The following is a 14,260-nucleotide window of genomic DNA, read 5'->3' as shown; positions in this document are numbered from 1 at the left end:
TTCGTGACTTATATAAACGCATCCACTCAAATAGAAGCCACTCTTTTTCCCTTTTGCGAACTCTGACCAATCAAATTTTTAATCTTCTCAACCGCCTCGCCTACATTTTGAACTTGTAACGTTACTTTATGACTATCTGGATATTGGTCGGCTGAAAATTTGTAACGGGGATCGTAATAATACTCTAATAGTAGTTTTACTACTAAAGAAAATTCCTCCGTTTTTAAACCTTCCTCTATTTGGGCTGCTATTGGAGTGTGGATGCGAGATTTTATTTTCCGAAATGCCTCCATACATTCCCCTTTGTATTTCCAAGGTTGATAGTCCTCCAGAATATGTTGGATCCTTTCCTCTATTGGCATTTCTATAAATATTTGTATCCCTTTTTCTTTAAAATCACTAAAGGCATCTGGCAATACCGCTCTTCCAATTCGTTTGCTTTCTCCTTCAAACAATACATACGATGAATCTTTTAATTGCTCTAAGCGTTCTATTAAAAGGGAATCAAACGTTTTTTGATTATGCGGCTGCAATCCGATTTGGCCAAATATGGATCCTCGATGATTGGCCATTTCTTCTAGATCAATTACTGGGTAGCCTTCCTTCTGAAGTGTTCGTAAAATGAGCGTTTTCCCTGTCCCTGTATTTCCATTAAGAACATAAGCTTTCTGCGGAAGATCCATTCTCTCTGTTTTATTGACAACCCATTTTCGATATGCGCGGACTCCCCCCTGCAATCGATTCACCTTTACATTCATCAAATCTAAGACGGTTGCAGATGTTTTACTTCTCATGCCTCCACGCCAACAAAAAACGGTTATCTCTTTATCTAATTGTTTAAATGCTTTTATAAAATCAGGGAGCTTTGCAGACACAATTTCAAGCCCGCGCTCTTGAGCTGCTTCCGGACTTACTTGCTTGTATAATGTCCCGACTTCTGCTCTTTCCTCATCATTAAACAATGGAATATTTAAGCTGCCTGGAATGGTGGAATGATTGAACTCAGAAGGGGATCGAACATCAATAAGCACATTCTTCCCTTTTTCCCTTAATACCATCATGTCTTCAACTGTTATATCTCGGAACATATAATCATTTCCCCTCACAACTTCAAGTCACTACAATTTTACCTGAATGCTCTTCCGTTATTTCGCCGATGATCGCAGCTTCGACCCCTGCCTTAATGAGTTTAGACAAAAGTTCTTCCGCCTCTTCTCCTTCAACAGAGATTAACAAACCTCCTGAAGTAACGGCATCACATAAAATCCATTGGTCAATTGTATCCATATTTTCGGGAAAAGATACAGAAGCTTGTATATGAGCAAAGTTGTTTTTTGTTCCACCAGGGATGACGCCCTGTTCTGCCAACTCCCGCACCTTTTCTAAAATAGGAACTTCCTCTTTCACGATCCGAATCCCTACACCGCTTCCTTTCGCCATTTCCAATGAGTGACCAAGCAGTCCGAACCCTGTTACATCAGTACAAGCATGAACGTTAAAGGATTCCATTGTTTCTGCTGCTCTTTTATTTAAGGTTGTCATTACTTTTGTCACACGTTCAATTTCATCTTGATTTAACAAACCTTTTTTAAGTGAAGAAGTTAATATTCCAACCCCTATCGGCTTTGTTAATATTAACTTGTCTCCAGGTTTTGCGCCGGCATTTGTTCGGACCTTATCAGGATGCACCAAACCGGTTACAGCTAGACCGAATTTCGGTTCTTTATCATCTATGGAATGACCGCCAACGAGGGTAGCTCCAGCTTCCTGCAACTTATCAGCCGCTCCCCTTAAGATTTCCGCTAAAATACGTTTATCTAATGTAGCAATTGGAAATGCCACGATATTAAGGGCGGTAAGTGGCTTTCCTCCCATTGCGTAAATGTCGCTTATCGCATTTGCTGCAGCAACTTGTCCAAAAGAATAAGGGTCATCCACAATAGGAGTAAAAAAATCGAGAGTCTGCACGATTGCTAAATCATCATTTAATTTATATACTCCTGCATCATCACTCGTATCAAGACCAACAAGTAAATCAGGGTTTTGGGCAGCAGGAGGAAGCATTCGTATGACCTCCGCTAAATCAGCAGGACCTATTTTACAGCCGCAGCCACCTTTTGATGATAGTGAAGTAAGTTTAATTGTATTAGAGTGCTCCATATGGCACCAACCTTTCTTTGCTGGACATTATACTTTAATATTAAAACTTCGATGATAGAATTCCTAGCAATTAGAATGGATTTTTCGAATTGGCATCAATTTTAAAAAAAGAAAGTGGGTAGTCTAATTAGACTACCCACCACTCATTGATTACTTAGTGACTTTGTTGCTTTAACTGACTCATACTGTCTCTTACAATTGTAGCAGCTTGGCTCATCACTGCTCCCCCACCGATGGCAGCGGCAACACCGATACTCTCCATTATCTCTTGCTCTGTACACCCATTATCTACACAACCCTTCGTATGATATATCATACAATGCTCATTTTGCGAATAAATACTGATACATAAAGCCATTAATTGCTTGTACTTTTGTGGTATTTCCCCCTCACTAAAGGCTGTTTCTGTAAAGTGATTGAAGGCACTAACTAGCTCAGGCATGCTTTTTTGGTAATTGCCAAGCCCTTCTTTATAATGAATTAAATGTTGTTCAATCGAAGTTTCATGTTGATGTTCCATAATCAATTCACTCCCTATTTTTTAGTTAGTATGAAGCAATTAGGCTCTTCTTATCCAAGGAAAAACCGATACAAAAACAAAGGTTGTATTCTCTCTTTATATCGCCTTTCCAAGTTTATGAACTTTTTAATTGTAGAATTCATACAGTAGGCTACAGGGAGGAATGATGATGACTACAGGAGGATCTTTTATACAAGAAATGCTCGTTCTTTATATGATTGCTTTAGTTGGATTTATCGCACGAAAACGGGGTATTTTAAATGAGTATTCTGATGAAGTTTTAACTCAGCTTGTTCTATATATTACATTACCTGCTCTTATTTTATTTTCGTTGGATATTCCTTTTTCAGTACAAGTTATCCACGAATTACTTTGGCTCGTTTTTATGTCCATATATATACTAGTCATCTCTATTTTACTTGCTGCCAAAATGAGAAAGAGATCTCAACTGCCAGAGAAGCAGAAAAATGTTTATGAAGGTCTAACTATATTTGGAAACCAAGGTTTTATAGGTTATGCTATTAGCTTTATCCTCCTAAAAGAACAAGGAATTATTTATTTAACGATGTTTAATATATGTTATTTAATTTTAATTTGGACTTATGGTGTGCATATTTTTACTAAGGATCAAGAACGAATCCATTGGAACAAGATTTTTTTGAACCCAGGAATCCTTGCAACTTTTATTGGACTATTCGTATTATTCCTTCCTGTTAGTTGGCCTGACATAATTTCTAGATCATTAGAAAGTGTTGGCAAAATGACCATTCCACTTTCCATGATAATGATTGGATCCCTACTTGCCAAAGTACATTATAAAGATGTGTCTTCACTATTAAATAATTTTTACTTATGGAAGTCGGCAATGACAAAATTAATTTTTATCCCTTTATGCTTGTTTCCTTTTATGGCCATATCAACTCCATCTTCTTTATTGTTGATTGCCATCATCATTTCAGGAATGCCATCCGCTCCTACGATTTCGTTCTATGCACAAAAATACGGTGGTGACACACTTTTTGCTTCTACCGGGGTGTTATTGACTACATTGTTGTGCATACTGACAATCCCCTTGCTTTACTTTCTATTATCCGTTTTATACCAGATATAAATTTTTCTTGTTTAACAAACCTCCATTTTTCCATACTAAAAATGGAGGTGGAAACAATGACACTTGTTCGTCTTGGCTATGTGGCTTTAAGCATGGAGCTTCAAAATGCTTCTCCATCTAAAACAATGACATTTGCAAATTTCCAAAAACTAAAGGATCGTGAGGCAGCTATTCGTAAATTGGAGCAAATCGCATTAGCCAACTTGCATAATACATTACGCCTTTTAAGGCATAACGTTGCATACGATATTCATTTTTATCGAATGACATCACGTCTAATTCCTTTGGCGACCCATGAAGCACTTCAAGATTGGGATTATTTGGCCCCCATTCGGGAAAAGTTACGTGAAATCGGACAATTCGTAAAAGAACATAGATTAAGAGTTGATTTTCATCCGGACCATTTTGTTCTTATTAATTCTTTGAAGCCTGATGTTTTGAGAAATTCCGTTCATACATTAAAACACCATTATTTGTTACTTAAGGGGATGGGGCTAAATCCGACCCATCGCTGTGTCATGCATGTTGGAGGAAACTACAAGGATACGGAGAAATCTCTAGAACGCTTTGTCGAAAATTGGATGGTTGTCCCTCAAGGAATACAAAAAATGATCATGCTCGAAAATGATGACACGTCATTTACGATGGAAGACACCCTATACTTATGTGAAAAACTTGGGATTCCTCTTGTATTTGATTATCACCATCACCTGGCCCACCATCAACATTATGATTGGCAATCCAATTGGGAACGAGTTATCCAAACATGGACAGCCTCTCCATTTCCTATAAAAATGCATATATCAAGTCCTAAAAGTGATAAGGCTTTTCGTCATCATTCAGATTATTTGGATATTGAAATGTTTTTCACTTTTTTAAACGAAATAAAAGGGACTGTCCCTCAAATTGACTGTATGATCGAGGCAAAGAAAAAGGATGATGCATTGTTTAAGTTAATGGATGATTGTAGAAATAGAAAGGATGTTGAAATTGTGGATGGTTCTTCCTTTTATTTAAAGTAAAGAATTCCGAGAATCACAAGGATGCCCGGAATTCACATGTCATGATGAAACGGATGAATTTTCAGTTGAAACTTCTTTCTTTTTCCATAGCTTACCTGGCCAAAAGGCGTAGCGCCCAAGGACTGTTGTAATAGCCGGTACAAGAAGGGGCCGCACAATAAATGTATCGAGTAGGACACCTATCGCAGTGATAATTCCAAATTGAACAAGGATCTGAATCGGAAGTGTTGTCAATACTGCAAAAGTACCCGCCAAAATCAAACCTGCTGATGTAATAACACTTCCTGTTTGGATAACACCACTGGAAACTGCTTCACGATGGTTTTGTTTTCGTTTGTTCTTCCATATTTCTGAAACCATAAAAATATTGTAGTCTTCTCCAAGAGCGACTAGAAATACGAAAGCGTACAACGGAATGATTCCTTGAATCGCAGGATCTCCTAAACCATAGTGAAGGATAATCCATCCTGCCCCGAGTGCAGAAAAGAATGATAGAACAACGGTCGCCACTAAATAGACCATTGCAGTTAGAGAACGCAAGTATAATAAAAGCAATAAAGAGATAATACCGATCATGACTGGAATAATGACAGATTGGTCTCTGTCCGTTGTCACTTTTGTATCATAAAGAGCAGCTGTTTCTCCCCCAATCCAAAAGTGATTTTCTGCATCTTTTATTCCTGCTTTATCTAGTATTTCTTTCAGTTGGTCCTGTAACTCTGGGATGCGATTGATCGCCTCTAATGAATAAGGATTTTCTTTTAACGATGCTTCATATAAAAATAACTGTGAATTGCTTTTTCCTTGCATTGGCTCCGCCACATCTGCAATAAATGGAATGCTTTCTAACCTTTCCATCCATGGCTCTTGCTTACCTTTTGTATCTATCACAATGTTGACAGGTGCAAGTTCACCAGCTGAGAAATGGCTGGAAATTATGTCAAAGCCCTCTCTTGAAGGCATATCTTTTGGAAAGGATGCCAATAAATCATACGTATAATGAATGCGCGGAACAAAAGAGGCTAGACCTCCTAGCAGGATCAAGGCAATTAGTATAATCGTCCAGGGCCGACGAGTAACGATTCGTCCTAACCCTTTACTAATTCTCCCATTCTCTTTCCTTTGTTTAATTGTTTTTCCTTTTTTTATGGATAATGCCTCTGTCATTTTTGTTGTTCTAGGGATAAAAGGATAGAAAGCTCCTCTTCCAAATATCGCAAGTAAAGCAGGGAGAAGAGTTAATGCAGCTATCCCCATCAAAAGAACAGCTAAACTAAAGGGTACAGCAAATCGATGAAAAGAGCCGTAATGAGCAAGTCCAAGCGTTCCTAGTCCAATTACAACGGTCAATGCACTCATCGTAATGGCTCCGCTAGATTCCTTGATTGCTGCTTGAAGAGCTTTAAACTTGTTTTCTTCATAAAGCAAAGTGTCCCGATATCTTGAAATTAAGAACAGACAATAGTCGGTTCCTGCTCCAAACAATAGTACCGTCATAATGGAAACTCCTTGGGCGTCTACGGTAATCCAACCATGATCTGCTAGAAACCCAAGAATAGGACTGATTACACCATATGCAAAGCCCACCACAATTAAAGGAATAATGGCCATGAATGGAGACCGATACAGAAGAATTAATAAAATCAAAACTAACAGTACCGTTGCAATCAATAATTTAACATCTGCTTGGCTAAACAAGTTTACTGCATCAGTCTGTATACCTACAGGTCCAGATAAACGTACATGAAGTCCCGTCTCTGTAAGTTTCTTCCCAAAAGGATCTCCATTTAACGTTTGTTTTATGATTTTTTCCAATGAATCCATATTATCTTGTAAAATTTCCGTTCCTGCGCTTTTTCCGAAAAAAATAGGAGTCACAATGGATGTACCATCTTCGGACGCACTTTGAGATAGTGCGGGAACTGGGATATTTCCGAGCGGAGGTAAAGTTTTTTGCATTTTTAACGGTTTATCTTGTAACGACGAATATAATGTTTGGATAGCTTCAAAATCCAGTTCTGTAAGTTTGTCATCTCTATGCCAGACAATCAAAACAGGGTTTCCAGCATCATTGGGAAATTCCATATTGATCAGGGCATTTGCCTGTTGTGACATGGTTGAAGCAGGAAGATCTTCAGCGGCATCATCCTCTACTTCATTGACCGCCGGCCATGCAAAAGATAAGACAACAGTTAATAACACCCAAATGGCAAGAGTAATCCATCTAGATAATGGGCCCCCAACGTATTTTCCCCATCCATTAAAAGGGTGAAGTTTCATCCAAAACACTTCCCTCCATATTTTTGTTTTAATTATATATACTGGTTAGTTAATTTATCAAGAAGTAATTTTTTTTATGATATAATAATTAATAATTTGTGTTGCGAGGAGAGAAAATAGTGGAACAGAAACAACGTCCAATAGGAAGGCCACGGCAGGACGAAAAAGCAAAACCGACGAAAGAAATTATACTAGATGTTGCTACCCGCTTGTTTCTGGAACATGGCTATAAAATCGTTTCGATGGATGATGTTGCTCAGACATGCGGAGTTACAAAAGCAACGATTTATTACCATTATTCAACCAAGGCTGAATTGTTTACGGATGCCATGGTAAAAATGATGGTTCGAATCAGAAAAGAAATGAATCAGCTGTTGTCTGGTAATCGCCCATTGAAAGAACGTTTACATACATTTTCCAAAACTTTTTTACGCGCGACAATTGATATCGATTTAACAAGTTTTTTTAAAGAGGCCAATGCTTCCTTATCGACTGAACAGATACAAGAAATAAAAGAGGCCGAAGAACAAATGTATAAAGTGCTTGAAGAAGCATTTAATGAGGCTATATTAAAAGGTGAAATATCCAAAGTCGATCCCAAATTCGCCGCTCATGCTTTTGTGTCTTTGTTAACAATTGGAAACTATAAAGATTCCCACGAGAAACCTCTATTTCCAATTGAAGAAATGGCTGATCAGATTGTGGAATTTTATTGGAATGGATTGGGTAAAGATTAATTATTAATAATTTTAAAATCCACTCCTCCCTTTAATAGAATGAGCCTTTTCTTTTTTATAGTGTTAAAATGGACGAGATATCTAGGCAGCAATGAGGTGTTGACCATTATTAAGATTCAGAAAAAGCAACTATTTCAAGTTCTAAAAATATTATTCCCGCTCCTTTTATTGATTTTAGCTGTCGTTGAGATTCAAAAGTCAGTTAGAGGTGTAGACTTCAACTTACTACAACAAGAAGTAAGCCAGCTTCAAATTTGGGAAGTGGCTTTGTTTTTTATTGTTGCTCTTTTTGCTGTATCACCTATGTTTTTATACGATACTGTGATTGTAAAATTATTGGGTGTTAAAATTTCCCCAAAGAGATTAATTAAACAATCATTTATTGTGAATACCTTTTCCAATATTATCGGTTTTGGCGGGCTCGTTGGCTTAATGCTAAGAAGTTATTTTTATACAAAATACGATATTGAAAAACAAGGTTTGTTGAAAACAATTGCGTCTGTCACGCTTTTTTATCTTACCGGAATCTCCCTTATATCATGGATTATTCCTATCGGATATAGAAATTTCCCTTTGTTTCAAGATACAAAGTGGCTAATGCTTGCGGTTTTAGTAGTCATTTTATATTTACCAATCTTTATCGTTTTATATGTTTGGCAAAATAAGCGTAAGAGTGGCTCGCATTTAAAACTTCGAATAGAAGGCCAGCTTGTACTTGTCTCAGCACTAGAATGGACAGCTGTGTTCATTGTCATCTGGTATTTGACGTATTTATTAAATATTCCTATTCCATTATCACACTTAATCCCCATCTTCATCATCGCTTCATGCGCAGGAATTGTCAGTATGATACCTGGAGGGATGGGATCATTTGACCTCGTGTTTCTTTGGGGAATGCAAAGCTTTGGAATTCTTGATGAAAAAGTACTCGTCTTGCTTATTTTATATCGACTCGGGTATTTTATTTTTCCTTTCCTACTAGCGGCAGTCCTTTTCATTAAAGAGTATTGGGATAAATGGAATCGCTCGTGGAATAACTTGCCGAATATTTTCTTTCAGCGAGTCAGCCATATTTCCTTGACTGCCCTTATTTTTATATCTGGACTTATTCTACTGCTTTCAGCTGCGGTTCCAGGAGTTCTGTACAGGCTACGAATCGCGGAGGAATTTTTGTCGCAACCGATTATGCAAGTTTCGCATCAATTGACGGTTGCTGCAGGTTTTATCCTTTTGGGACTGAGTAGAGGGATTGAATACAAGGTAAAAAGGGCTTACCATTTGTCGATTTTAGTTTTATCGCTTGCAGCGATCTTTTCTGTGTTAAAAGGAATTGATTATGAAGAAACAATCTTTATGTTGTTTGTAGCATTACTTTTATTCATATCGAAAAAACGTTTTTACCGTGAAAGTTATGTGATGACATGGGGAAAAGCGCTTATTGATATAGCAGTTGTCTTATTTTTTACGGCCATGTATATCATCATTGGCTACTTGAATTTGCCAACATCAAAATTTACTATTCCATCTAAACTTCGCCCCTTTGTAATAACGGATTATCATGATTTATTTTACAGTGGTTTTATTGGGCTGCTAATTGCAAGTATTATTTTAGTATTAGGTTACGTTATCCGAAAACCAAAACTTTTCACGAGTGAACCATCGATTCATCAGGAAGAAAAAATTAAAGAACACCTTACGAAATATGACGGCTCGGTCCTATCACATCTCATTTTTTTACACGATAAATTCCTTTTCTGGAATAAAAATGAAACGGTTCTGTTTAGCTATCAAACATATGCTGATAAAATTATTATTCTTGGGGACCCAGTCGGAAATAAAGAAGAAATTCCTTCTGCCATTGAGGAATTTCTTGATACTGCCGACCGCTTTGGATATAGGCTTGTATTTTATGAAGTAAGCAATAAAGTGATCCCTCATCTTCATGAATACGGTTTTGATTTTTTCAAGCTAGGTGAGGAAGCGTTTGTCGATTTGGACGAATTCACACTTACCGGAAAGAAGATGAAGGGAAAAAGAGCGATAAAAAATAAATTTGAAAGGGAAGATTATTTAGTAGAGGTGTTGAATCCTCCCTTCCAGACAGATCTTTTACAAGAATTAAAAGAGGTTTCGGATAAATGGCTAAATGGCAGGAGCGAAAAAGGCTTCTCACTCGGTTTTTTTGGTGAACATTATTTGAATATGTCTAAGATTATTGTTTTAAGAGGGAAAGAAGGAATTATTGGTTTTGCCAGTATTATGCCAATGTACGACGAAGGGAATACTGCTTCAGTTGATTTGATGCGCTTTTTGCCAGGAGCTCCTTCAGGAACGATGGATTTTATTTTCATTTCGCTATTTGAATGGGCAAAGGAATCCGGCTACCGTCAATTTAATTTAGGCATGGCCCCACTTTCAAATGTTGGTCAATCGAAGTTTTCATTTTTAAGCGAAAGACTGGCTGCGCAATTATTTTTACACGGTCACTTTTTGTACCATTTCAAAGGATTAAGAAATTTTAAGGAAAAGTATGCAGATAGATGGGAGCCTAAATATTTGGCGTATCGTAAAAAGTCGTCTCTAACGTTTACGATGGCGCAGGTTACGCTCTTAATTAGTAAAAAGAGAGATTGAAAAAACAAAAGCGTAAGCGCCTGTCCATCGACGTACAGGCCCACAGGATGTGGGTCCGTCGACGTCGCCACAGGACGTGGCGGTTTTAGTCGACGTTCCTTACTTGACCTTCGATGAGATAAAGGAACACGGCGAGGTTGGAAAAGCGGAAGACGCCTGCTTAGCCCCGACAAGCAAATGTTCTGAGGCAAAAAAGTCCGTATTTTGACTTTATTGCCTCAGGTTATTTGACCTCGAGGGGCTGGCGTCTGTAGCTAGACAAAACAAGCCGATGTTGACTTATCGTAGGGAGAAGGGCAAGAAGTTTGTTAGTCGATGGCTGCTTGCGCTAGACGACAACTTCCTGCCTAGAAAGTTGTCCACAAAGTTCCATTTTATATTTCTTATTAAATATACAAGGCCGATTACTTTAGTAGTAATCGGCCTTTATTTTAGTTTTGTAAAATCCTTAATCGATAGGCGTTCATTGCTGTTTCCCCTAGATGGTCAAGGAGATTATAGTTCGCATATGCTCCAACAATCGCACCAAAGCCTGGAATCAGTTGCAGCATCTTCACAAAATCAATATAATCCCGATATTCTTGCTGGAACTTTTTCCAGTCCATATCCGCTAAAAACTGTTTTTCTTCTTCCCAATTTTCAATGATTCGGAACGTTTCTTTCCGTTTTTCATCGCTAGAAAAAGCAAGCTGGAAAACATGAAGAATGAACAAACGCTCTTCATATTCGTTTGTGTCGAAGCCGTAAATGGCTGCCGCTTCAAATAAAAATTTCATCTCGATTGACAAGAGTAGTGGAAAATCAGCTAATCCAAGCAAAATACCGCCTGCACCTGTTCCAGCCCCTTCAATGACGGCGGTTTTCCGATATGTTGACAATTTTTCTTTCAGTAATTCGTCCTTCTCGTAAAGACTCATTCCTAAGGTTTGGTGCTTCTTCGTTGTTATATCCGAACCAACCAGTGTTGCTTTTACCATATTTTTTATACTTTCGGTCACAACAGTATGGACTTTTTCCGGAATGAGTTGATTGACTTTCGTTTGTGCTTTTTTCGATATTCGATTAATCAGGCTGGACTGCTTTAACATTTTTTCTTTCCAAACCCGTAGTTCATCCTCTACTTTTATACTATAATCCGTCATGTCATACCAACCTCTTCCGTTCGTTAGTACAAAAGTATACGCTTTAGAAGCGAAAAAGATTCACTTCCCGTTCAATCAACGCGGCATTGCTTGTCCCTTTGCATCAATAAAACATCGATTTTCGTTTCGATTCTTTGTAAGGTTTGCAGGAATTGATCTAAGGTCTTTTCATTATCGTGAACACTACTTTTTGATGAGTCTTCATTGCGTATTACCGTTTCTTGGTAACGGGTGACCGATTTTAAGTCCATTATTATCCTCCTGATTCACGCATTCGTTCTTAATAAAGAATATATTTATATCATATAGAGAATCGAGAAGGATTACAACACTTTCAATGAAAAAGACCAGATTCCTTTGATTTTTTTAACAGTGCTTCTGTCTTTTGACTTAGAGGCTCTTTTAGAAAAGTACCGAACAACAAAGCGATCAAGCCAAATATAGATAGGAAGAGAATATCGTGCAGCACCCTTTCCCAGACGATTCCGCCCACAGCTTCCCTCATTAAATCGACAGCATAGGTAAAAGGGAGAAATGGACTGATGATCTGAAAGAATTTTGGCAGAAGTACGACTGGATACGTCCCTCCTGAACCCGCAATTTGTAAGACAAGCATGATGATTGCCAGTGCTTTCCCGACATTTCCAAAGACGGAAACAAGCGAATACACTATCAGCATGAATACAAGACCAATGAAAAGCCCAAACACAACAAACCATACTGGAGCACTGACTGATACATGAAGTATAAATAAATCTCCTAAGGTGACGATGAGAGTTTGTAAAAATCCAATCGTAACGAATGTGAGAAATCTGCCGAAATAAATTTGTTTTCCTGTATAGAGATCATGCTGATGGACGTCCACAGCCAGTAACGAAATTAGTAATAATGCACCAACCCAAATCGAAAGCACTGTATAAAAAGGAGTCATACCCGTTCCGTAATTTTCAATTGGGAACAGTTTATGTTCATTAAGCTTTACTGGCTCTTCGAAAAAATTACGTTCTGCATTCGGGTCATGACGAAGTAGATTGATGATTTCATTTATATCGGCTTCGTTTTTTAATTTTCGAATTTTATCCGCAAGTTCTCTCACTTTTGCGTTTACGTACGGAAACTGACCATGTGCATAATCTAATGCTTTTTTGCCTTCTTTTAAGTTCCCTTGCGTATTTTTTAAAATCCTTTCAACTTCGGGCAATGTTGACTGAACTTCCGTCAACATCGTTTTTGCATTGGTTAATGTTCTTTTCGCCTTACCTACTTCATTTAAAATCGTCGGTTCAATCGCATTATTATACTCTGTAACAAATACATCTAGTTTTTCTGGAGCTTCAGATGCCATGCTTTGAATGGTTTCAACCGTGTTTTTGAATTCTTGCTTTTTTTGACTCAAAAATTGATCGATACCCGCAATATTGCTTTGTGCGGTTTGTAGAGCTGATTTTAACTCACCTGTTTTGGCAATGGCCTGATCCAGCTGCTCACTGCTCGCATTCTCTCCTTGTTCAGAATTTATCTTTTTAAGTTGATTTAAAGAAGATTCAATTGTATCAACCGTCTGCAATGCATTGCTAAATTGATTTTGCACGTTTTTTTGTAATTGATCTCCTTTGCTTAAATCAATATTTGCGTTTTGAGCTTTGTTTAAAAAGCTGTTAATATCGTTAGAGATTTTCTGTATTTTTTCCACATCTTCCTTGATTTTTGGGGCGATTGCATTAAGACGGTTTTCTGCTGCCGTTATAAGATCATTTGTTTTATTAATTGTATCTAGTCCTTTGCTTGTAAGCTCTCTTATCTCTGGAATTTTCCCTTCTGCTTTATTTAAAATATTCTCTGCAGAAGTTGCATCTGCTAATGATTCATTTAATATGCGGTTAATTTCCGGTAAGTTTTCTTCAAGAATAAATATATAATGTTCAAATCTTTCAATATCGGGAAGATCACGAGACAATTCAATGCCAAGCTTGTTGAACAAATCAAAAATTACTCCATTTACAGTTGAGATGAACTTACTGCTCACTTGCTCAACAATAAGGGAAGCACCTTTTTGCGTAATCTTTGGGGAAACGGAATTGATTTTTTCATTCACATAATATTCCATTTGCGCTTTTTCCGGTTTAACCGAAATGACGGAAGCCAATTTTGCCGAAAAATCTTTAGGTATGATAATCACAGCAAAATAATTTCCATAATTGACCTCGTCCATGGCCTTCTCTCTATTTGTAAAATGCCAATCCATGCTTTTATTTGTTTTTAACGTATTAACTAACTCTTTTCCAACATTGATCTTTTGATCGCGAATTTTAGCACCTGCATCTTCATTGACTATCGCAACAGGGAGATTTCCTGTTTCTGAATACGGATCCCACATCGCTGCAATATTAAACCAAGCGTACAACGAAGGAAGCACAATAAGGCCGCCGATAAGGATAGCGGCAGCCCAGTTTGTTATGATATTTTTTAAATCTGTAGTGTATATCTGTTTTATGTTGTTCATAGTTAAGAGACCTTTTATGGAGTGTAGTTTTTTGTCTAGCTAAAACGCCTTTGAATTCTTGTCCTTCTTTTACCTAAGGAGGCAAAATTCGCCTTGTTTAAATCCGGCGCTTCCGCTTTTCTATAATTTACCCATTAAAAGGTTATATAAC

The 14,260-nt window shown here is 37.6% G+C and carries 11 protein-coding genes; 4 read left to right on the top strand and 7 right to left on the bottom strand.

All coding sequences use genetic code 11. From position 1 onward, the window contains the following. Window positions 1-26: 26 nt before the first annotated feature. From mnmH to KHA97_RS17185, 3 genes are all read right to left on the bottom strand, one after another. A complete protein-coding gene (gene mnmH, locus KHA97_RS17195; protein WP_213126005.1) occupies window positions 27-1,088 on the bottom strand; it encodes a tRNA 2-selenouridine(34) synthase MnmH in 1,062 nt (353 codons plus the stop codon). A gap of 22 nt (window positions 1,089-1,110) precedes the next feature. Continuing rightward, window positions 1,111-2,160, bottom strand: a complete 1,050-nt coding sequence (selD, locus tag KHA97_RS17190; protein WP_213126004.1) for a selenide, water dikinase SelD — start codon at window positions 2,158-2,160, stop codon at window positions 1,111-1,113. A 154-nt stretch (window positions 2,161-2,314) separates the two neighbouring features. Then, window positions 2,315-2,680, bottom strand: a complete 366-nt coding sequence (locus tag KHA97_RS17185) for a carboxymuconolactone decarboxylase family protein (protein ID WP_213126003.1) — start codon at window positions 2,678-2,680, stop codon at window positions 2,315-2,317. Between the two features lie 169 nt (window positions 2,681-2,849). Between KHA97_RS17185 and KHA97_RS17180 the strand changes: the two genes are divergently transcribed. Next, window positions 2,850-3,791, top strand: coding sequence for an AEC family transporter (locus KHA97_RS17180; protein ID WP_213126002.1), 942 nt, complete (start codon window positions 2,850-2,852; stop codon window positions 3,789-3,791). A gap of 56 nt (window positions 3,792-3,847) precedes the next feature. Then, window positions 3,848-4,813 carry a UV DNA damage repair endonuclease UvsE gene (gene uvsE, locus KHA97_RS17175; RefSeq protein ID WP_213126001.1) on the top strand — a complete coding sequence of 322 codons (966 nt, stop codon included), beginning with the start codon at window positions 3,848-3,850 and terminating at the stop codon, window positions 4,811-4,813. A 39-nt stretch (window positions 4,814-4,852) separates the two neighbouring features. Here the strand turns inward: uvsE and KHA97_RS17170 are convergent, their stop codons facing one another. Continuing rightward, entirely contained in the window at window positions 4,853-7,093 is a 2,241-nt protein-coding gene (locus tag KHA97_RS17170; RefSeq protein WP_213126000.1) for an MMPL family transporter, read from the bottom strand. Between the two features lie 119 nt (window positions 7,094-7,212). Between KHA97_RS17170 and KHA97_RS17165 the strand changes: the two genes are divergently transcribed. Both KHA97_RS17165 and mprF read left to right on the top strand, forming a co-directional pair. Continuing rightward, window positions 7,213-7,830, top strand: a complete 618-nt coding sequence (locus tag KHA97_RS17165) for a TetR/AcrR family transcriptional regulator (protein ID WP_213125999.1) — start codon at window positions 7,213-7,215, stop codon at window positions 7,828-7,830. A gap of 96 nt (window positions 7,831-7,926) precedes the next feature. Continuing rightward, window positions 7,927-10,464, top strand: a complete 2,538-nt coding sequence (gene mprF, locus KHA97_RS17160) for a bifunctional lysylphosphatidylglycerol flippase/synthetase MprF (protein ID WP_325167491.1) — start codon at window positions 7,927-7,929, stop codon at window positions 10,462-10,464. 431 nt (window positions 10,465-10,895) lie between these two features. Here mprF and KHA97_RS17155 read toward each other — a convergent pair whose 3' ends face one another. From KHA97_RS17155 to KHA97_RS17145, 3 genes are all read right to left on the bottom strand, one after another. Continuing rightward, window positions 10,896-11,606, bottom strand: a complete 711-nt coding sequence (locus KHA97_RS17155; RefSeq protein ID WP_213125998.1) for an EcsC family protein — start codon at window positions 11,604-11,606, stop codon at window positions 10,896-10,898. Window positions 11,607-11,677: 71 nt separating this feature from the next. Further along, entirely contained in the window at window positions 11,678-11,857 is a 180-nt protein-coding gene (locus tag KHA97_RS17150; protein ID WP_213125997.1) for a hypothetical protein, read from the bottom strand. Between the two features lie 83 nt (window positions 11,858-11,940). Continuing rightward, window positions 11,941-14,109 carry a YhgE/Pip domain-containing protein gene (locus tag KHA97_RS17145; protein ID WP_213125996.1) on the bottom strand — a complete coding sequence of 723 codons (2,169 nt, stop codon included), beginning with the start codon at window positions 14,107-14,109 and terminating at the stop codon, window positions 11,941-11,943. Window positions 14,110-14,260: the final 151 nt, after the last annotated feature.

It is taken from the genome of Lederbergia citri (genome assembly GCF_018343625.1).
In the GTDB taxonomy this organism is placed as follows: Bacteria; Bacillota; Bacilli; order Bacillales; family Bacillaceae_C; genus Lederbergia; species Lederbergia citri.
The sequence above is the reverse complement of the archived record's forward strand: the minus strand, read 5'-3'. Positions and strand labels throughout refer to the sequence as shown.